Here is a 19,208-nt window from a genome sequence, read left to right on the forward strand (position 1 = left end):
CGGTGCGGCGGCGCCGGCCCTTCGACGGTCATCCTACGAGCCCGGGGTCGACGCCCGCGGAAGTTATCCACAGGCCAGGTGACCTGAGGAGGTTATCCACAGGCTGGGGGGATCGCCGCCCCGGATGACCGCCGGGCGGAGCATCATAGGGCCATGAACGAGATCACCGGACCCGCCACCGGGTCCATGCCCGAGTGGGAGAAGCGGTATCGCGCGCCGCGCGTCGGACTGCCCGAGTGGGCTGAGGACGCCCCCGACCACAGCCTGTTCGTGTCCAACGTGACGGGCACCTACGAGCTGTACGCGTGGGATCGCGCGACCGGCGGGCGACGGCAGGTCACCGACCGGCCGAACGGCACGACGGACGGCACCCTGAGCCGCGACGGCGCGTGGGTGTGGTGGTTCTCCGACACCGACGGCGACGAGTTCGGCGTGTGGATGCGGCAGCCGTTCGGCGGTGGCGACGACATACCGGCGGCGCCCGGGCTCGACCCCTCCTACCCCGCGGGCCTGGCGCTCGGCGCCGACGGCCTGGCGGTGGTCGGCCGCTCCACGGACGACGAGGGCACGTCGGTGCATGTGATACCGCCGGACGGCGGTGAGCCCTACGAGATCTACCGGCACGCGGAGTCCGGCGGCGTCGGCGACCTGTCGGAGGACGGGACGCTGGTCGTCATCGAGCACACCGAGCACGGTGACGCGATGCACAGCGCGCTGCGGGTGCTGCGGGTGGCGGACGGCTCGGTCGTGGCCGAGCTCGACGACACCGACGGCGGCCGCCGCGAACTCGGCCTCGACTGCCTGGGATTCGCGCCGACGGCCGGCGACACCCGGCTGCTGGTCGGACACCAGCGCGCCGACCGCTGGCTGCCGATGATCTGGGACGTGGCGAGCGGCAAGGAGACGGCCCTGGCCATCGAGCTGCCGGGCGACGTGCACGCGGAGTGGTATCCGGACGGCTCCGCGCTGCTCGTGGTGCACGACTTCCACGCCCGCGGCGAGATGTTCCGCTACGACCTGGCGACGGGCACCCTCAGCCCGCTCGACAGCGCACCGGGCTCGATCGGCGGGGCGAGCGCCCGGCCGGACGGCACGGTGGAGTACCTGTGGTCGTCGGCCGAGCTGCCGCCGGCGGTGCGGTCCACCACCGGGGTCATCGTGCTGGAGGCGCCCGGGCTGCGGGCACCCGCCTCGGTGCCGGTGCGGGACGTGTGGGTGGACGGTCCGGCGGGGCCGATCCACGCACTGGTCCAGCAGCCGGAGGGGGAGGGCCCGTTCCCGGCCGTCTTCGAGATCCACGGCGGCCCGACCTGGCACGACTCCGACTCCTTCGCCGCCGGCCCGGCCGCCTGGGTCGACCACGGATTCGCGGTGGTCCGGGTCAACTACCGGGGCTCGACCGGCTACGGCCGGGAGTGGACGGACGCGCTCAAGCACCGCGTCGGCCTGATCGAACTGGAGGACATCGCCGCGGTGCGGGAGTGGGCGGTGTCCTCGGGCCTGGCCGACCCGGCGCGGCTGGTGCTCACCGGCGGCTCGTGGGGCGGCTATCTGACCCTGCTGGGCCTCGGCACCCAGCCGGACGCGTGGAGCGTGGGGATAGCCGCGGTGCCGGTCGCCGACTACCCCACCGCCTACGCCGACGAGATGGAGGCGCTCAAGGCCCTTGACCGCACCTTCTTCGGCGGCTCCCCCACCGAGGTCCCGGAGCGGTACGAGGCGTCGTCACCGCTCACCTATGTCGAGGAGGTCAGCGCGCCGGTCTACATCAGTGCCGGTATGAACGACCCGCGCTGCCCGATACGGCAGATCGACAACTACGTCGAGCGGCTGCGGGAGCTGGACAAGCCGCACGAGGTGTACCGGTACGACGCCGGACACGGCTCGCTGGTGGTGGAGGAGCGGATCAAGCAGGTCCGGCTGGAGCTGGCCTTCGCCCTACGGCACGTGGGCGGCTGAGGCACCGGAGTCGGCGCCGGCCTCGGCCTCCGCGGCGGCGGACCGGGCGGCGGCCTCCTGCTCCGGCTGCCCGGTCTGCTCCTGCTGCACCGGCTGGGCTCGGTCCTGGTGCCCGCCGAGACCGGGGCGGTCGGGCAGCAGGCCGAGGGCGGCGTCGGAGCGGGCCTCGCCCTCGCGCCGGACCAGCCGGAACCACATGAACACGGCGAAGCCGGCGAAGACGAACCACTCACCGGTGTAGCCGAGGTTCTGGAAGGCTCGCAGGTCGAGACCGCTGTCCGGCGGGGCAGCGGTGGGCACCGCCTTCAGCGGCGCGGCCGGGTCGGCGGCGGTGATCCAGCCGCCGTAGACCGGGTAGGGCAGCACGTTCACCAGCGAGGCGGCGCTGATGATGCCGAGCTGGCCGGCGGGCAGCGCGCCACCGTCGTAGACCCCGGCGGTGTCGCTGCTCTCCGGGTACTGGAGGGCGCCGGTGACGGTGACCTCGCCGGTCGGCGCCGCGGGCACGGCCGCGGCGCGGGCGGCGGTCACGTCACCGGGCAGCCAGCCGCGGACCACGGGAAGGGCGGCGCCGCCGCCACCGATACGAAGGGGGGTGAGTACGTAGTAGCCGGTGCGGCCGTCCAGCGAGCGGTCGGGGACCAGCAGTTGGTGGGCGGCGTCGTAGCGGCCGGTCGCGCTGACCAGCCGGCCCGAGTCGTCACCGTTCACCTGGGCGCGGGCGGTGGGCAGTACGGCCGTCAGCGGCACCGCCTTGGCGGCGGCCGCCGCGCTCTGGCTGTGCACGGCGGACTTGTGCTGGTCCACCCGGCCCTCGAACCTGCTCAGCTGCCAGCTCCCCATGAACACGCAGAAAGGCACGGACAGCAGCGCGAGCACACTGAACGCCAGCCAGCGGGGCGTGAGCAGGAACCGGTACACGCCTCAACGGTACGGGGGCGGTTCTCCGGCCCGGCAACCGGGACCCGTCAGGGCGTCGGGGTGGCCGTGTCGGTCGGGGCCGGCGGCACGGTCGCGGTGTAGATGGTGCCGGCGCAGGCGTCCTGGATGACCGGGCCGTCGACCGTCGGGGCGCCCGGTACGGCGGTGTGGTTGAGGGCCACGCTGGCCTGCGGCACGGACGGATCGGGTGTCTCGTCCATGAGGAGCTGCGGCGCGAGGTCCGAGGAGTCGGTGCCGGGGGCGGCGGCGCCACCGGGGTCGGCGCTGCCCGGGTCGGCGGTCGGGGTGTCGGTCGGCGTGGGCGTGTCCGGCGGGGTGGTCGGCACGGGGCAGCCGCCCGGCCCGGTGTCGGCCGGCACCCAGGCGAAGGCGACCTCGTAGTCCTCGCCGGGGCCGAGCACGATCGGCTGGTCCGGGTCGCTCGAGGGCAGTCCGGCGGCGGGGTCGCCTGCGGTGTGGTCCACCACGGCGATCTTGGAGGCGTCGGCGGCGCCGTGCGCCACCGCGTCCACCTGGCCGCCGTTGGGCACCTTGCAGGGAGTGCTGGAGACGTTGGCGACCCGGAACCAGCCGTAGACCTTGCCGCCGGAGTCCGGCGCCTGGACGTCGCTCGCGCCCTGGCCGAGCTGCGAGCCCGCACAGAGCGGGGCGTCGGCCGGCACCGGGTTGTGGCCGGAGGTGTGGGAGCTGGAGGTGCCGGGCGGGTCGTAGGTGCCGCCGTGGCCGGCCTGCGGCGGCGCCTGGCTCGTACTGCCGCTGCCGTCGGGCACGCCCGGGGATTTGCCGGGCACCCCGACCGAGCCGTTGGAGCCGCCGGCCGACCCGGAGTGCCCGCCGAGCGTCGGGGCCTGGGAGCTGGCGGTGCTGACGGCCGAGGCGCTGGTACGGCTCTCGTGGCCGGCCACCCGCATCAGCGCGGGCACCGCCATGCCCACGAGCAGTACGGCGGCGACGGCGCCGGCCAGTGCCTGCCGGCGGTGCTGGCGGCGGGCCGGGACGGCGCGCTGCAGGTAGTCGAGGGCGGCGGCGGAGGGCTCGATGGACCGTACGGCGTCACGCATGAGCGCGCGCACGGCGGCCTCGTCGAATGACTCCTCGCATTCGCTGTGCGGGGAGCGGGCCTCGGGCTCGGGTTCCGGATCCGGCTCGGGCGCCGACTTCTCGGCCGCGGTCTCCGGCTCGGGCGCGGCCTCGGGCTCCCGTGCGGGCTCGGGCTTGGTGTCCGCCTCAGGCGCCTCGTCCGCCTCGGCGACGGCCTCGGGCGCGGATTCGGCCTCAGCCTCGGCAGCGGGCTCGGCCTCAGCGGCGCCCTCAAGCGTGGGCTCGACCTCGGGCGCGGGTTCTGGCTGCGCCTCGGGCTCGGAGTTCTGGTGGTCCATGCCCTGCGGATCGTCGGGAACGTTCGAGGGGCTCATGCGGTCGCCTCCATCGCGACGCGCAGCGCCGCGAGTCCCCGCGAACCGTACGCCTTCACCGAGCCGAGCGAAATGCCCAGCGTCTCGGCGACCTGTGCCTCGGTCATGTCGGCGAAGTAGCGCAGCACCAGCACCTCGCGCTGCCGCCGCTGGAGCTTGCGCATGGCGGCCTTGAGCTGGTCGCGCTCCAGGATCTCGTACGCGCCCTCCTCCGCACTGGCCATGTCAGGCATCGGCTTGGAGAGCAGCTTCAGGCCGAGGATGCGGCGGCGCAGCGCGGAGCGCGAGAGGTTGACGACGGTCTGCCGCAGGTAGGCGAGCGTCTTCTCGGGGTCGCGGACCCGGCTGCGCGCGGAGTGCACTCGTATGAACGCCTCCTGCACCACGTCCTCGCACGAGGCGGTGTCGTCGAGCAGCAGCGCGGCCAGGCCGAGCAGTGAACGGTAGTGGGAGCGGTAGGTCTCGGTGAGATGGTCCACCGTGGTGCCAACAGCCATCGCGGCGTCAGTGCCCTCGCTCTCGGGGGCAGTGCCCACACGCACCGGCCAAGGCGCGATCACCGGAAATCCGCCATGCCCGTGCCCGCCGCCGGCACCAGGGGTGCGCGAATGCGGTCGCGGAACGAGCGGAGGGGCGATTCCGCCCAGCCGCCCGAATGTCGTTTCGATCCCCAGTGCCTCCGCCACGCCTGTATGACACGCATCCCCCCGTCAGGGTTGTACGCGGCGCAGGTGTAACCGTTCGAGTACGCACCGGAGTTCACGCGCGAGGCGACAGCGGCGGCAACAACGGCAGCAGCAGCCGGTCCGGCGTCGATCATCCCCATGCGTACCAGCTCTTCCTCAACGCCCCGCTCGCACCGACGCCCCCTGTGACCCGAGCGATGTGCCTCGCCCTGGGGCAGTTCGCTGACACAAAGACGCTCCCCTGTGACGGTCGGTTGCAGTCACGGGAGAGCAAATTCTCCAACGGGTGAGTGTGCTGCCACAAGTGGTCCAGACCTGCAGTTTCATCACAATCACGTGCGGGGCGCAACGATTTTCTCGTCGCGCCCCGCCGTTTCACGCCTCGCCGTTCCGCGGCCCACCCTCAGCGGGCCGCCCTCAGCCGTTCACCCTCAGCGGCCGGTGCCTCCGTACACGACGGCCTCGTCGCTGTCGCTGTCCAGGCCGAACGCCGAGTGCACCGCCTGGACGGCCGGCTTCACGTCGTCGACCCTGGTGACCACCGAGATCCGGATCTCGGATGTCGAGATCAGCTCGATGTTGACGCCGGCGTTGGACAGCGCCTCGAAGAACGTCGCGGTGACCCCGGGGTTGGTCTTCATCCCGGCGCCGACCAGCGAGATCTTGGCGATCTGGTCGTCGTACCGCAGCGAGTCGAAGCTGATCAGCGCCTGCGCCCTGGTCAGCGCCTCCATCGCCCGGTGCCCCTCGGTCTTGGGCAGCGTGAAGGAGATGTCGGTGAGCGCGGTGGCGGCGGCCGACACGTTCTGCACGACCATGTCGATGTTGATCTCGGCGTCCGCGATCGCGCGGAAGATCGTCGCCGCCTCGCCCGGCTTGTCCGGCACCCCGACCACCGTGATCTTGGCCTCGGACGTGTCGTGCGAGACACCGGAGATGATCGCCTGCTCCATCGGCCTGTCTCCTTGCGGTGGTTCGTTGCTGACCCAGGTGCCCGGAAGCCCGGAGAACGAGGACCGTACATGGATCGGGATGTTGTAGCGGCGGGCGTACTCCACACAGCGGTGCAGCAGCACCTTCGAACCGGAGCTGGCCAGCTCCAGCATGTCCTCGAAGGCGATCCAGTCCATCTTGCGGGCCTTCTTCACCACCCGCGGGTCGGCGGTGAAGATGCCGTCCACGTCGGTGTAGATCTCGCACACCCCGGCGTTCAGCGCCGCGGCGAGCGCGACCGCCGTGGTGTCGGAACCGCCGCGGCCCAGCGTGGTGATGTCCTTCTTGTCCTGCGACACGCCCTGGAAGCCGGCCACGATCGCGATGTTGCCCTCGTCGAGCGCGGTGCGGATCCGGCCCGGCGTGACGTCGATGATCCGGGCCCTGTTGTGCGACGAGTCGGTGATCACACCGGCCTGGCTGCCTGTGAAGGACTGCGCCTCGTGGCCGAGGTTTTTGATCGCCATCGCCAGCAGCGCCATGGAGATGCGCTCTCCGGCGGTCAGCAGCATGTCGAACTCGCGGCCCGCGGGGATGGGTGACACCTGCTCCGCGAGATCGATCAGCTCGTCCGTCGTGTCGCCCATCGCGGACACCACGACGACGACCTGATGGCCGGCCTTCTTGGTGTCGACGATCCGTCGGGCGACGCGCTTGATGCCTTCGGCATCGGCGACGGAGGAGCCGCCGTACTTCTGCACGACAAGGCCCACGTGCGCTCCTCGCTCAGGGGTTTTCTGTTGCGGTCGGCCCAGTTTAACGAGCAGGCCGGATCCGCCCCGGGCGTATTGCATGGTGAGACATGTCGCTCAGTACGTGATCACCTGCGGGAGGGCGGCCACGACGGGCCCCGGCCCCCTCCCCCGTGATCGCGTCGCCGGGCGCAGCCCCCGTGATCACCTAGCTGGACGCAGCCTCCGTCATCACGTGGCCGGGCGCAGCCCCAGCGTGCCGAGCTCCTGCTCCATCACCTTGCCGGCCTTCTCCGCGAGCGCGTCATCGTCATCGTCGTCGCTGCCGGTGTCCAGGCCGTCCAGCTCGTCCAGCGGACTGTCCAGCCGTACGTGCGCGACCAGCGACTGCAGCGCGCGCAGCGACGCGCTCGCCGTGGAGCCCCAGTTCGACAGGTAGGAGAACTGCCACCACCACAGCGCCTCGGAGATCCGCCCGGCCCGGTAGTGCGCGAGGCCGTGCGTGAGATCGGCCACCACGTCGGCCATGTCGTCCGAGATCCGGCAGGCCACCGGCGTGGACCGGGGCACGTACGGGTCGAAGACCTCCGAGTAGACGTCGATCGGCTCCAGGAGCGCGGCCAGCCGCTGCCGCAGGTCGTCCTCGTCCGGCTCGGGGCCGACATCCGGCTCGTACCGCTCGTCCGGCACGATGTCCTCGTGCGCGCCCAGCCGGCCGCCGGCCAGCAGCAGTTGCGAGACCTCGAGCAGCAGGTACGGGACCGCGCTGTCCGGGTCGTCGCCCTTGGCGACCTCGCGGACCGAGAGGATGAAGCTCTCGATCTGGTCGCTGATCTGGACGGCGAACTCGTCCGGCTCCTGCGGCTCGCGCGGTTCGGCGCCCGCGTCCGTACCGCTGCCGGTACCGGGGCCTGAGCCCGTGCCGGCGCCGTTCTCGTTCTTGTTCTTCTTGTTCACCACGGTGTCAGACATCGAGCAACCGCCTCCCTTCGAAGGCCCGCCCCAGCGTGACCTCATCCGCGTACTCCAAGTCGCCGCCCACCGGCAGGCCGCTGGCCAGCCGCGTCACCCGCAGCCCCATCGGCTTGACCATGCGGGCCAGATACGTCGCTGTCGCCTCGCCCTCCAGGTTCGGGTCGGTCGCCAGGATCAGCTCGGTGACGGTGCCGTCGGCGAGCCGGGCGAGCAGTTCCCTTATCCGCAGGTCGTCAGGACCGACGCCTTCGATCGGGCTGATCGCCCCGCCCAGTACGTGGTACTTCCCGCGAAACTCCCGGGTACGCTCCACCGCCACCACGTCCTTGGGCTCCTCGACCACGCAGATGACCGACGGGTCGCGGCGCGGGTCACGGCAGACCCGGCACAGCTCGTCCTGCGCGACGTTGCCGCACACACCGCAGAACCGCACCTTCGCCTTGACCTCGGACAGCACGTGCGCGAGCCGCCGCACGTCCGCCGGATCGGCCTGGAGGATGTGGAAGGCGATCCGCTGCGCGCTCTTGGGACCCACGCCGGGCAGCCTGCCCAGTTCGTCGATCAGGTCCTGAACCACGCCTTCGTACACGCCGACGCCTTCCTTGTTCCTCGTCGCATTGGTCGTACAGGTCGTAGGGGTCGTATAGGTCGTACGGGAGGGACCGGGGACCCGGTTGGCCGGGACCCGTGCGAAACGGGGCTCCGGACCTGGGTCAGAACGGCAGGCCGGGGATACCGCCGAGCCCCTGGGCGAGCGGGCCGAGCTTGGCCTGCTGGAGCGCCTGCGCGGTCTCGTTCGCGTTGTGGACGGCCGCCACCACCAGGTCGGCGAGCGTCTCGGTGTCCTCGGGATCGACCGCCTTGGGGTCGATGGCCAGCGCGCGCAGCTCGCCGGCGCCGGTGACGGTCGCCTTCACCAGGCCGCCGCCCGCGGTGCCCTCCACCTCCGTCTCGGCCAGCTCCTGCTGGGCCGCGGCGAGGTCCTGCTGCATCTGCTGGGCCTGCTGGAGCAGCGCCTGCATGTTCGGCTGACCACCAGGGATCACGGGTTCGCTCCTGCCTTACGACAACGGTCGTTCGCCGGCTGTTGAACGGTCGTTCAACAGCCTTCCGCGGTGGCCGCGCGGCCACCTTTCAGCTCACAGGGCGAGCCTACGTGCTCGTACGGCGCAGCGCCCTACGCCGTACGGAGGATCGGAACGGCGCTGCCTCCGCCCGGAGTACCGCCCTGGTTGCAGACGGGGTGTCGTCGCAGGTCAGACGTGCTTGATGTCCTCGATCACGGTGGCGCCGAGTTCCTTTATGAAGAGGTCGTGACCGGTTTGGACGGCCGAAACCTCCAGATCCGGATCGTCGTCCTCCGGGATGTCGTCCTCGATCGGGGGCGGCGGCGGGTCGTCGTCGTCCGGCGGGACGGAGTGCGTGAAGTCGGGCCGGGCGGCGGGGGCCGGCGCGGAACGGGGGGCGGGGGGCGCGGCGGCGGTGCGGAGCGCGCCTTGCGTGTCGGGGGGCGGGCCGCCCTGCGGGCCGCCTTGAGGGTGGCCGGGGCCCCCCGGACCCTGGCCTGCGCCCGGACCTGGGCCTTGACCCTGGCCTTGACCGCCGGGACCTGCACCTGGACCTTGGCCGCCGGGGCCGTTGCCGTACGCCGAGGGGCCGCCGCCGTACGATCCGCCGCCGTACGATCCGCCGCCGCCCTGGCCCTGCGGCCCGGGAGGGCGTGGCCCCTGCGGGGGCTGGTGCGGGCCGCCGGCCTGACCGCCCTGGCCGCCCGACGGGTCCACGATCGCCTCGATCCGCCACTGCACGCCGAGCGCGTCATGGACGGCCTGCTTCAGCACGTCCTCGCTGCCGCTGTTGGTGAAGCTGTTGCGGGCGCCGAGGTTGTCGAAGCCGATTTGCAGGGTCTCGCCGTCGAACCCGGAGACCTGGGCGTTGTTGAACAGCAGCATCCAGGTCAGCCGGCGCCGGTTCTTGACGGCGTCCAGGATCTGCGGCCACGCCTGGCGGACGCGGGTGGGGTCGCCGCCAGGTCCCGCCGACGCCGAGGCAGGGGTGGGGGCGGGGGCGGGGGTTGCGGCCGGCTGGGACGGGGGCGGCGCCGCTTGAGGCTGGGGTTGCTGCTGCGGTGCTCGCGCCGGGGGGCTCGCGGGGGCGCCCGCGGTCGTCGGCCAGGCGCCGGGGCGCGGGGCGGCGGGGGCCGGGGCGGGGGCCGCGGGGGGCGTTGCCTGGACGGGGGCGGCGGCATCGGCGGCTTGAGGTTGCGGGGCCTGCGGGGGTGTCGACTGCTGGGCTTGCGGTTGCTGGGCCTGCGGTGGCTGGACGGGTGTCTGCTGGGCGGGGGGCGGCGTGGCCTGCGGTTGCCGGGCTGCCGGCTGCTGACCCTGCGGCTCACCGGCCGTACGGTTGCCGGCCCCGCCACCCATCGCGGCGCGGGCGGCGGCAGCGCCACCGCCGGGCGGGACGGGCTGGCCGGGCTGGCCGCCGCCGTGCTGTTGCGGGCCGGTCTGAAGCGCGCCGGCGAGCGCGTTCTCCACTGGCCCGACGGGCCCGGCGGGTGCGCCAGGTCCGACGGCGCCGGCGGCCGCGAATCCGCCGCCCGTCATCATGCCCGCCCCCGTCCCGACCCCTCGCTCCAGCCGTTCCAGCCGGGCCTGCACCGACCGCTCGTCGTCGTAGGCGGCGGGCAGCAGCACGCGCGCGCAGATGAGTTCGAGCTGGAGCCGCGGCGAGGTGGCGCCGCGCATCTCCGTCAACCCGGTGTTGACCAGATCGGCGGCGCGGCTCAGCTCGGCGGCGCCGAACACGGCCGACTGGGCCCGCATCCGTTCGACCACCTCGCGGGGCGCGTCGATCAGCCCGGTGTCGACGGCGTCCGGCACGGCGGCCAGGATCACCAGGTCCCGCAGCCGTTCCAGCAGGTCGGCGACGAACCGGCGCGGGTCGTGCCCGCCCTCGATCACCCGCTCGACGATCCCGAAGACCGCGGCGCCGTCGCCGGCCGCGAAGCCGTCCACCACATCGTCGAGCAGCGCGGCGTCCGTATAGCCGAGCAGCGCGGTGGCCATGGCGTACGTCACGCCGTCCTCGGCGGCGCCGGCGAGCAGCTGGTCCATGACCGACATCGAGTCACGTACCGAACCGGCCCCGGCCCGTACGACCAGCGGATACACCCCGTCCTGCACCGGGATCGCCTCGCGGTCGCAGACCTCGGCGAGGTAGTCGCGCAGCGTGCCGGGCGGCACCAGCCGGAAGGGGTAGTGGTGGGTGCGCGACCTGATGGTGCCGATGACCTTCTCGGGCTCGGTGGTCGCGAAGATGAACTTCAGGTGCTCCGGCGGCTCCTCGACCACCTTCAGCAGGGCGTTGAACCCCGCCGAGGTGACCATGTGCGCCTCGTCGATGATGTAGATCTTGTAGCGGCTGCCCGCGGGCCCGAAGAACGCCTTCTCCCGCAGGTCACGGGCGTCGTCCACACCGCCGTGCGAGGCGGCGTCGATCTCGATGACGTCGATCGACCCCGGCCCGTTCCTGGCCAGGTCGAGGCACGACCTGCACTCACCGCAGGGGGTCGGCGTGGGCCCCTGCTCGCAGTTCAGGCAGCGGGCCAGGATCCGCGCACTGGTCGTCTTGCCGCAGCCACGCGGCCCGCTGAACAGGTACGCGTGATTGACCCGGTTGTTCCGCAGCGCCTGCTGCAACGGGTCAGTGACGTGCTCCTGCCCGATGACCTCGGCGAAGGTCTCGGGACGATAGCGGCGATACAGAGCGAGAGACACGCCTACGACGATATCCGGGCCCACTGACATCCGACCCCACCCCAGCTCCCCCGGGGCCCCGAGCATGCGAAGACCCCCCACGCACCCGCCAGAGCCCACCTACCCTTGCTGCCTTCCGGCCCTGGGGGAGTTCAGCGAGATAGCGCCACGTGAGGGGCTGCGCCCAACCCTACCCGATCCCCCACCCCCGAACGAGTTCGCTACCACCCCTCCACGTCTTGTACTGTTTGCGGCGGAGGATTCGCCTAGTGGCCTAGGGCGCACGCTTGGAAAGCGTGTTGGGGGCAACCCCTCACGAGTTCGAATCTCGTATCCTCCGCCAGTGCCTCACCGGGCACGACGTCGATGGGCCCCGCTGCTCGCAGCGGGGCCCATCAGACGTTCCTCAGCCCTCGTTGTCCTGGTTTTTGTCCACAGAGAAGGCCGAGGGTCCCAGATGGCGTCGGCAATCTTCTTGGCGACGTCCTTCAGCATCGCGTCCGGCACATGGAGGTAGCGCGCCCGCATGTGGGCGGACGTACCCGGTTCCCAGCCCATGATCTGGTCGATGACCCGGGCGGGGACCCCGAGCAGCATGGGCACGGTGGCCGCAGTGTGCCGGGCATCGTGCAGCCGGCCGTCCCGCACCCGTGCGTCCACCAGGAGCCGCTTCCTGTTCGGGCTCAGCGGGCCGCCTAACGCCCTGGTGAACGAACGTCCCGAGCGTCGTCGCCGACAAGCGCCTGCGGGACTACGGACGGGTTGATCAGCCCATAATTGGAGTCAGTACCGAGCGACCCGGCGCATCGCACCCGCCCCCGTGCACTCACCGCGATCGGAGAGCATTGTGAAGAACAGCGAGTTGTGGCGAGTGGTTGACAACGAGAGTGGTATCCAGTCCATCGTCAGCACGCCCTCCGAGGCGGTCGCGTTTGTCAACAGCCGGTTCGACACCGATGACGACGACGAGCCGTTCAGCATCACCAAGGTCGGCCCTCTCCTTCCGAAGCCGCTCGAGGTCCTCACCGCATGGGCAGCCAAGAAGGACGGCGAGCGAACCGACGGGCGTACTGCCCCGATCACCATCAGGCCGGTTGTGACGGACAACGCTAGCGAGTGCGATGACGTCGTGCTCTGGGGCGACGTGTACGTCTCTTGGGACCACGACATGTACACCGTCGAGGAGCCGGACAGCTCCGAGTACAGCGAGGCTTACAACGCAGCCGAGTTGAGCGCGATCCTCGACGAGTACGCCGACGACTACGAGTACGCACCTGAAGGGCCCGACAGCCACAGGTGGCCGAAACCGGAAGAGTTGATCACCTACGGCGCCCAGGAATGTGCCAAGCGGTTCGGGCACCTCGACGACGACGCCCTACTGTGGCTCGCTGCCACCCGCATCACGCTCGCCGTGTGGCGCAACACACCCGTCGAGAACTGGCATGCCGGGAAGAGTCCGCTCCACGACGGCACAATGATGCGGATCAACACGGCAACCACCCGACTCGTACGCTCGATGCTGTCGTTCGACCATGTCGACTGGATCGGTCTCGGTCTCGCGATCGTCAACCCGTCCCGGGTTCTACCGACCGGGCAGTCTGTCCTCGAGCTCGGGCTGGCCTGCCACAACCCTGACGACCCGGCACACGAGGTTGATCCGCGCGTAGAACTCGCGGGGATGGCACAGGTCGCGATCTCATGGGGGCGAAGGTACTGCCTTAGCGAGAAGGAGTTCGGCCTGCGAACCCTGATCGAATCCTTGTGCGCGTCCGACAACGGCTGGTTCGGGGAACCGAGTTGGGGGCGCATCGTCGATCGGTTCCTTACGGCTGTCGACGACCGGGAGAATGCGCACTGGCGCATACACCGGGACAAGCCTTGGTTCGACGAGTGGTTCACCAACCGGCCGGCCGACATTGCGGACACCACGGAATTTCGTCGTCTGCTCCTTGCCGGGCCCGACCTGCTGTCCGAGGAGGCCGCCGAATGGTGCGTGGAAGGTGCCATCGGCTACGTCTGCCAGGACAACCACGCAAACGGCTGCCCGCGGTGCGATATCCCGCTGGCAACGGAGTCCTCAAACGAGTGACGGCAGTGGCCAGCGATTCTAAATCCCGTGTCAGTTCGGCCAGTCACATGACATCGCGACTGAGAGAATGACACGGGATCTGAGAACCTACAAACTATTCAGCGATCCCCAGTCATGCTGACGAACCTTGCGTAGTGCCCCTGGAAAGCAACCGTTGCTATACCGTTAGGTCCGTTCCGATTCTTCCCGACGATCAGGTCTGCTTCACCCGCTCTTGGAGACTCTCGGTCGTATGCATTCTCACGATGGAGAAGGATCACCGTATCCGCGTATTTTTCCAAGGACCCCGGGATTTCATATAGGTCCGGACGGCGAATGCAGCAGACTTCCATGCCAAGTTAATTTCCGCCCGCGCACGGAACCCCGTGGCAAACGGCATCCGGCCGTCGGCGCCCTCGACCGCGTTCTCGGTGCCCGAACGTGACGAAGGTCTTGGTCGGCAGGGTACACCGAGGGTGATTGTTCAAGCATATAGCTGGGCTGGTATTCGACTGAAGGTCGTTCGACGGCCTGCACCCGCAGGATTTCACCGACGGCCGAGCAACCAGGATCAGGCCATGTCCGCCACCTCAGCCGCGTCACGGAAGCCCGGACGGACCGGGGATTCCTCCCGTTCCGCCCGGGCGCGGCCCGGGGTGCCCTCCAGCAGGACTGGCGCCGGCGCTCGCCACCGCCTCCGCCCGGGCGTCATATGACCGGCTCGGAGGGTTGCAGTTCGGGTTGCATTCGCCCCCGTTCAAGTACGTCCGCAGGTCGCACGGGCCGGTGCTGCCTACCAGCTCAGAACGATGGCGAACTCTTGCGGATCACCCGACGAACAGTTGGAAAGCGTGTTGGGGGCAACCCCTCACGAGTTCGAATCTCGTATCCTCCGCCAGTGCCTCACCGGGCACGCTACGCGGGTGCCCGCCGGCGGCCCGAGGCCAGGCGCACAGGTGTCTACACTCCTCGGGCAGGACGAGAACGAGCGGACTCGATCCGACCAGGCCGACATGGAGAGCTACCTCGAGAATGCGCTGACGCTCCTCCCCTTGGTCGGAGTCACGCAGTTCGCAATCCTGGAAGCGCCATCGCAAGCCCGGCAACCGCTGTGGCCGTCGCTCCCGTGGAAGGGACGGACGACACCGAGTGATCTGCGCTGCACTCGGCACAGACCCGAACGCCTTCACGACGACCTTCACGACGTGCTGGGCGACATCGAACGGACCTCTGACGGGCCGTGCGTGTCGGCACGAATCTACGTGGCAGGCCCGAAGCACCAGGAGTATGGTGTGTTGTATGGCGAGTAAGAAAGTAACGGTGACGATCCCCGAGGATCTTCTTGACGAGATCCGAGCGGAGGCGGCTGAGCGCGGCCTGTCGGCGTACGTCGCTGAGGCACTGCGGGTCAAGCGCGACCGGGACCGGCTCGTGGAACTCGTCGGCTGGATGGAGGAAGAGCACGGCCCGGTCACCGAAGACGAACGCACGACGGCCCTCGACGAGCTGAACAACCTCGACGCGGAGCACGAGCGTCGTCGGACCAGCAGTGTCGGAGACGCCGCGTGAAGAAGCGAGGCGGCGAGCACGGGCCCACGCTCCGGGCCTTCGTGCTCGATTGCGAAGCCTTGTCCCTGGCCGTACGCGGTGACCGGAAGATGATCGCCTGGCTCGACCTCGCGGCCCGGGGCGAAGCCGAGGTGGTGACATCTCCGATGACGTTGGTCGAGGCGTACGACGGTCGGATCACCGAGCAGCGCTGGGACTGGGTGCTCTCTCGCCTCAAAGTCGCCGACATCGGAAAGGACGAAGCCCGGCAGGCCCGCCGGCTCCTGGCCGATGCCAAGTTGCACGGTCACAAGTACGCGATCGATGCGGTGCTCGCCGTCGTTGCCCGTCGACAGCAGGGCCAGGTCACCGTCTTCACCTCGGATGTCGACGACCTGGAGAAGCTGCTTCCGAACACGGTCGTCGTCAAGAAGGTATGACACCGTCGTCCGGTCTCAGCTCTGGTCTCATTCGCCGTCGTCCAGTCCCGTCCGCTGGATCCTCGCTACGTGCTTCCGAGCGAGATGGCCACGAGCAGGATCCCCGCCGACGCCGCCGGCATTCGCGCACTTTCCGGCAGTCGCAGCACAGCTGGGAGCCACGTCATAAACGGTGCTACTACGGCGAGCCGTGCCAATCGCAGCGGCTCCCAGTTGTGAGCAGCCCCGCGCGGCGATTTCACTGCCGCGTGGAGTCTTTGCTTTCGGGGGTCAGCTCCGCAGGGTGGCGATGGCCTTCTCGATACGCCGTTGGCGCGTCTCGGGCTTCTTCGCGCTCTCGACGGCGCGCACGTGCTCGCGCTTGCGGCTATGGGAGAGGTTGTCGTAGGCGGCGCGGGCGAGTGGGTCGTCGTCCAGGGCCTGAGCGAAGTCCGGGGGCTCGACGACGACGCGCGGCTCGGTGTCGAGCTCCAGCTCGACCTCGACCTCCTCGCCGATCGCGACATCCGCGGCCTGCCGGTTGGCGTTGCTGAGGCCGAGCAGATGGCGGCCTCGCATGATGGCGACCCGGCTCTGCCAGGAATGCCCGTTGACCGTGATCGTCACCGGCGGCCCCGCGCCCCCGCCGAGCGCTGCTACCACCTCGGGCGGAACTTCCAGGCCCCGCATGGGCTCGGGTGGCTCGACGAGGGTGCGAAACTTCATGATCTTCCTCCTGTTGTTCTGCCTGCCCACCGCGGATCCGGCCCGCTCGGCTCCGTCGCCGCTCCCACTTCCCCCCACAGAACCATCGTCGTGTCCGGGACGGCTGCGACACGCGCCGCGCCCTCCCGGACGGCTGTGAGGCAGGAGAGCGCGGCTGCTCCGCGTAGGGCTGGTCGGTTCCTTGGGCGCTGTAGCCGAGACTCCAGATGTAGCCGTCCGGGTCGGCGGAGGTGCCGCCGTACCCGCCCCACGGCAGAGCACCGGCGGGCTTGGGGACCGTGGCGCCGGCCTTCTGGCCTCCGCCATGATCTCGTCGACCCGCGCCTCACTGCGGACGGCGTAGGTCAGGACCAGTCCGCTGAAGCCGCTGCCTTCCTGGTCCGTGCCCACCTGGTCGGCCAGGCCGTCGTGGCTGTAGAAGCCGACGGGCGAGGCGCCATCCGATGCGAAGAACACCGAGAAGCCGAAGTCGTTCTGGATCCTCCAGCCGAGCCCTTCGATGCAGGGCCGGAAATCAGGACGGCGTGGGGGAGTGACGTGCCCGGCTGACCGGCCGGGCCGACCGTGATCCAGCGCATCCTGCCCTGCCGGACATCGTTGCGGGCCTCGAAGCCGAGCGCCGGCCGCGGCCACCGGGCGCGTAGCACCCTCGGGGTGACAAGCCGCCTCCCTCGTCCAGCTCCTGCTGCGGGTGCGGCCCGAGCCAGTCCACGTGCCTCGAAGTCCCCAAGGGCTTCGTGCGTCCGTGCTTCGCGCGAACCGGCCCAGTGTCCGCCGGCGGTCAGTTGCAACTGGGCGGCGGGATGCCCGGGCCTGGCGCGTCGGCTCGCGCGCATCCATGCCGCAGTCGTCTCTCCTCTGGCGAACCATGCCGATTGCGGAATGTCTGATACCGGTGCCAACCGCATGTGATATTGCGAAATGCGGTTGAAACTCATAAATCTGGGGGGCAGCATCAACGTCTGTCACCGGGAAGCACCCGTTCGGGGGAGATCGGGTCACCGGCAACCAAGGCCCGCCGGACGATCCGGGCGGGCAAGGGGGAATACAGATGAAGCCTCGTCCTGCCTTCATGATCGCCGCTGTCAGCGGCGCCCTTGTGCTGGCACCTGCGTCAGCCACGACGACGTGGGCGGCCTCCGCGTCGTCGACCGGTGCCACGACGCTCGCGGGAGCCGACGTGTCAACGGCTCGGCAGGTGTCGTATCTGGCGTATCAGCCGCTCAGTACCGGCGGAACGGTGCCTGCGGCTTCGCTGCCCGCCGAAGCGCGCGCCCAGCTCGCGGGCGGGAGCGTGACGCCGGAGATCGCGACGCCACGCGGCTACAAACTGCGCAAGGGCGCACTGAAGTCCAGCTACATCTACCAGTCCGCCAACGTCTGGGCGGTCGAGGCATCGTGCGGATCGAACGGCTGCAAGCCGGTCCAACAGGTGAAGCTGTACCTCAAGGAAACCGCGGTCGGGAAGAGCTCCAAGCGTTGGACGCTCACTCTCTACGCCAGCCACTGGAGCGGCCCGGCGGCCTTCAGCCTGCGGTACTACTACGAGTGCGGTGTCAACATCGCCGGGGCCACGGACAAGACCTGCGCCAGTTGGCGCTCCGACCACGCTGACGTGTCCGCTGCCGGCGCCGCGCACAACGGCACGGTCCTGAACCACGGATTCGGCACCAGCACCAACGTCACGAAGTTCCCGATGGTCCGCTTCGACGTCAAGTTCGCCGACGGGAGTTCGGCGATCGGCGACGACGGCCACACCGGCGAGAAGTTCCGCGGCTGGGACGTCTGCGTCCGAGCCACGACCACTAAGATGTGCGGGAAGACGGGCGACGGCAACTAGAAACAAGACCTGGCCCTCTCAGAGCGGGGAGCTCTCCATGGCCGCACCTACCTGGGACGAGCTGTGGAGAGCCGTGGTCTCACGGCAGCGCCCCGCCCTGTCCGGTACGTACTCGGTGGCCCGCCCCCGCCGTGATTCCGGCAACGGTATGAAACCCGGGTTCGTCGCCGCCGGTGAGGCCTTCGCCTTCCGGCCACCAGGCTGGTGGCGGCGCTCCTACCACGATCCGTTCGGCCGTGCCGATGGCCCGCTGTCGATCACGGCCCCCGAGGAGTCGGACGGGGGCGGTCTCTCCTACGGAGAAGGCGGTTTCCCCTGGGACTTCGCCGAGTCTCCCGACCGGCTCGTCCTCGCTCGCCCGGGAGGCCCGCTCGCAGCCGCCGTGCCGCTGTCCGTACCCGAAGGCACTGTCTGCGCGGATCGCACGGCCTGGGCTGTCGACCTCGACATCCCCCTGGCCGGCCGGCTGAGGGTCGTCGTGGACGCCGCCGGCTTCTTCCTCCTGCAGGTCGCGTCCCCGGACGGGGCCTACCGTGAGGAGCTGACCGACCTGCGTTTCCCCACCCGCTTCCCGGCCGCCCTGTTCGACCGGCGGGAGGAGGAGGCTGCCAGGACGGCCTGGGAGGAACGCTGGCGTGCCACCGGACTCGCCTGGCGGAGCCGCCCGCTTCCCGTCCCCGGCTACTGGCCCACTCCCCGTCTTGAGCCAGCCATCCTCGACGGGGATCCGGAGAGCGGACTGCTGGTGATCGACCTCGGCCTCGACCTCGACGGAGCGGAGGGGTGCAGCAGTCCGCTCGATGCCCGCCTCGCCCGCCGTGGACGAGGCGAGCCACCGTACCTGGGCGGCATCTTCAGCGACCCCTCCATCGTCGTCCACACATGGACCGACCCTGCCTGGCAATGGGCCCTGGCCACCGACGGGCCCCCGCTCACCTCGGCCGAACTCGCCAAAGTCATCGCCTCCATGCCCGCCCCCACCAACGACCCGACCTGACCTCACGGCTTCGGACATCGAGGCTCGAACTTCGCGGGCAACCGGGGGCCAGGCCGCTCTCGCGACTGAACGTCTAGAAGCGACAGGCACGGAGATCCCCCTCGACGGTGGCACCTCGACAGTCGCCTTGATCCCCCACGCCGCGTGCGGGTCACCGGTCTCAGTTCTCGTCTCATTCAGTTCCGTCCGA

The 19,208-nt window shown here is 70.2% G+C and carries 16 protein-coding genes, 1 tRNA gene, 1 other RNA gene and 3 pseudogenes; 7 read left to right on the forward strand and 14 right to left on the reverse strand.

Annotation, left to right across the window (positions count from 1 at the left end):
- The first annotated feature begins 186 nt into the window (after positions 1-186).
- On the forward strand, positions 187-1,959 hold the full coding sequence (locus ACQPW6_RS17330) for a prolyl oligopeptidase family serine peptidase (protein WP_433894566.1): 1,773 nt from the start codon (positions 187-189) through the stop codon (positions 1,957-1,959).
- Here the strand turns inward: ACQPW6_RS17330 and ACQPW6_RS17335 are convergent.
- From ACQPW6_RS17335 to ffs, 10 genes are all read right to left on the reverse strand, one after another.
- The gene (locus tag ACQPW6_RS17335) at positions 1,939-2,880 is read right to left on the reverse strand and encodes an SURF1 family protein (protein ID WP_433890539.1); all 942 of its coding nucleotides are present in this window, start codon (positions 2,878-2,880) and stop codon (positions 1,939-1,941) included. The genes ACQPW6_RS17330 and ACQPW6_RS17335 overlap by 21 nt on opposite strands.
- Positions 2,881-2,927: 47 nt before the next feature.
- On the reverse strand, positions 2,928-4,316 hold the full coding sequence (locus ACQPW6_RS17340; protein ID WP_433890540.1) for a hypothetical protein: 1,389 nt from the start codon (positions 4,314-4,316) through the stop codon (positions 2,928-2,930).
- Positions 4,313-4,990 (reverse strand): SigE family RNA polymerase sigma factor, encoded by a 678-nt coding sequence (locus ACQPW6_RS17345; RefSeq protein WP_433894567.1) that lies wholly within the window; start codon positions 4,988-4,990, stop codon positions 4,313-4,315. The genes ACQPW6_RS17340 and ACQPW6_RS17345 overlap by 4 nt, the downstream gene beginning before the upstream one ends.
- On the reverse strand, positions 4,873-5,142 hold the full coding sequence (locus ACQPW6_RS17350; RefSeq protein WP_433894802.1) for a hypothetical protein: 270 nt from the start codon (positions 5,140-5,142) through the stop codon (positions 4,873-4,875). The genes ACQPW6_RS17345 and ACQPW6_RS17350 overlap by 118 nt, the downstream gene beginning before the upstream one ends.
- Positions 5,143-5,433: 291 nt before the next feature.
- Positions 5,434-6,708, reverse strand: coding sequence for an aspartate kinase (locus ACQPW6_RS17355; protein WP_433890541.1), 1,275 nt, complete (start codon positions 6,706-6,708; stop codon positions 5,434-5,436).
- A 210-nt stretch (positions 6,709-6,918) separates the two neighbouring features.
- Positions 6,919-7,659, reverse strand: coding sequence for a DUF5063 domain-containing protein (locus ACQPW6_RS17360; protein WP_433890542.1), 741 nt, complete (start codon positions 7,657-7,659; stop codon positions 6,919-6,921).
- Positions 7,652-8,251, reverse strand: a complete 600-nt coding sequence (gene recR / locus ACQPW6_RS17365; RefSeq protein WP_433890543.1) for a recombination mediator RecR — start codon at positions 8,249-8,251, stop codon at positions 7,652-7,654. Before recR ends, ACQPW6_RS17360 begins: the two co-directional genes overlap by 8 nt.
- A 124-nt stretch (positions 8,252-8,375) precedes the next feature.
- On the reverse strand, positions 8,376-8,708 hold the full coding sequence (locus tag ACQPW6_RS17370) for a YbaB/EbfC family nucleoid-associated protein (protein WP_433890544.1): 333 nt from the start codon (positions 8,706-8,708) through the stop codon (positions 8,376-8,378).
- A gap of 210 nt (positions 8,709-8,918) precedes the next feature.
- Positions 8,919-11,441 (reverse strand): DNA polymerase III subunit gamma and tau, encoded by a 2,523-nt coding sequence (locus ACQPW6_RS17375; protein ID WP_433890545.1) that lies wholly within the window; start codon positions 11,439-11,441, stop codon positions 8,919-8,921.
- 65 nt (positions 11,442-11,506) lie between these two features.
- Positions 11,507-11,603, reverse strand: an RNA gene (ffs, locus tag ACQPW6_RS17380) — signal recognition particle sRNA small type.
- A 72-nt stretch (positions 11,604-11,675) separates the two neighbouring features.
- Here ffs and ACQPW6_RS17385 point away from each other — a divergent pair.
- A tRNA-Ser gene (locus tag ACQPW6_RS17385) sits at positions 11,676-11,763 on the forward strand.
- A 63-nt stretch (positions 11,764-11,826) separates the two neighbouring features.
- On the opposite strand, the pseudogene ACQPW6_RS17390 reads toward ACQPW6_RS17385, so the two are convergent.
- Positions 11,827-12,131: pseudogene (locus ACQPW6_RS17390) on the reverse strand (site-specific integrase); the annotation flags it as partial.
- Between the two features lie 136 nt (positions 12,132-12,267).
- Between ACQPW6_RS17390 and ACQPW6_RS17395 the strand changes: the two are divergent.
- Entirely contained in the window at positions 12,268-13,509 is a 1,242-nt protein-coding gene (locus ACQPW6_RS17395; protein WP_433890546.1) for a hypothetical protein, read from the forward strand.
- 98 nt (positions 13,510-13,607) lie between these two features.
- Here the strand turns inward: ACQPW6_RS17395 and ACQPW6_RS17400 are convergent.
- Positions 13,608-13,796 (reverse strand): annotated as a pseudogene (locus ACQPW6_RS17400) (DnaB-like helicase C-terminal domain-containing protein); the annotation flags it as partial.
- Between the two features lie 991 nt (positions 13,797-14,787).
- Between ACQPW6_RS17400 and ACQPW6_RS17405 the strand changes: the two are divergent.
- Entirely contained in the window at positions 14,788-15,057 is a 270-nt protein-coding gene (locus ACQPW6_RS17405; RefSeq protein ID WP_433890547.1) for a CopG family transcriptional regulator, read from the forward strand.
- Positions 15,054-15,476: a PIN domain-containing protein gene (locus tag ACQPW6_RS17410; protein ID WP_433890548.1), complete on the forward strand. Its 423-nt coding sequence runs from the start codon at positions 15,054-15,056 to the stop codon at positions 15,474-15,476. The genes ACQPW6_RS17405 and ACQPW6_RS17410 overlap by 4 nt, the downstream gene beginning before the upstream one ends.
- A 270-nt stretch (positions 15,477-15,746) precedes the next feature.
- Here ACQPW6_RS17410 and ACQPW6_RS17415 read toward each other — a convergent pair whose 3' ends face one another.
- Positions 15,747-16,181 carry a YdeI/OmpD-associated family protein gene (locus ACQPW6_RS17415; RefSeq protein WP_433890549.1) on the reverse strand — a complete coding sequence of 145 codons (435 nt, stop codon included), beginning with the start codon at positions 16,179-16,181 and terminating at the stop codon, positions 15,747-15,749.
- Positions 16,182-16,678: 497 nt separating this feature from the next.
- Positions 16,679-16,807: pseudogene (locus tag ACQPW6_RS17420) on the reverse strand (VOC family protein); the annotation flags it as partial.
- A gap of 425 nt (positions 16,808-17,232) precedes the next feature.
- On the opposite strand from ACQPW6_RS17420, the gene ACQPW6_RS17425 reads away from it, so the two are divergent.
- Together ACQPW6_RS17425 and ACQPW6_RS17430 are read left to right on the forward strand one after the other, a co-directional pair.
- On the forward strand, positions 17,233-18,021 hold the full coding sequence (locus ACQPW6_RS17425; RefSeq protein ID WP_433890550.1) for a hypothetical protein: 789 nt from the start codon (positions 17,233-17,235) through the stop codon (positions 18,019-18,021).
- Positions 18,022-18,058: 37 nt separating this feature from the next.
- Positions 18,059-19,018, forward strand: a complete 960-nt coding sequence (locus ACQPW6_RS17430) for a hypothetical protein (protein WP_433890551.1) — start codon at positions 18,059-18,061, stop codon at positions 19,016-19,018.
- Positions 19,019-19,208 lie beyond the last annotated feature (190 nt).

This window comes from Streptomyces sp. CA-111067 (assembly GCF_050956065.1).
Classification (GTDB): domain Bacteria; phylum Actinomycetota; class Actinomycetes; order Streptomycetales; family Streptomycetaceae; genus Actinacidiphila.

Bases quoted from the DNA above. Each gene is read 5' to 3' on its own strand.
- ACQPW6_RS17405 (WP_433890547.1), top strand. From the start codon at position 14,788: ATGGCGAGTAAGAAAGTAACGGTGACGATCCCCGAGGATCTTCTTGAC.
- ACQPW6_RS17425 (WP_433890550.1), top strand. From the start codon at position 17,233: ATGAAGCCTCGTCCTGCCTTCATGATCGCCGCTGTCAGCGGCGCCCTT.
- ACQPW6_RS17340 (WP_433890540.1), bottom strand. From the start codon at position 4,316: ATGAGCCCCTCGAACGTTCCCGACGATCCGCAGGGCATGGACCACCAG.
- ACQPW6_RS17415 (WP_433890549.1), bottom strand. From the start codon at position 16,181: ATGAAGTTTCGCACCCTCGTCGAGCCACCCGAGCCCATGCGGGGCCTG.
- ACQPW6_RS17330 (WP_433894566.1), top strand. From the start codon at position 187: ATGCCCGAGTGGGAGAAGCGGTATCGCGCGCCGCGCGTCGGACTGCCC.
- ACQPW6_RS17350 (WP_433894802.1), bottom strand. From the start codon at position 5,142: ATGGGGATGATCGACGCCGGACCGGCTGCTGCTGCCGTTGTTGCCGCC.
- ACQPW6_RS17360 (WP_433890542.1), bottom strand. From the start codon at position 7,659: ATGTCTGACACCGTGGTGAACAAGAAGAACAAGAACGAGAACGGCGCC.
- ACQPW6_RS17430 (WP_433890551.1), top strand. From the start codon at position 18,059: ATGGCCGCACCTACCTGGGACGAGCTGTGGAGAGCCGTGGTCTCACGG.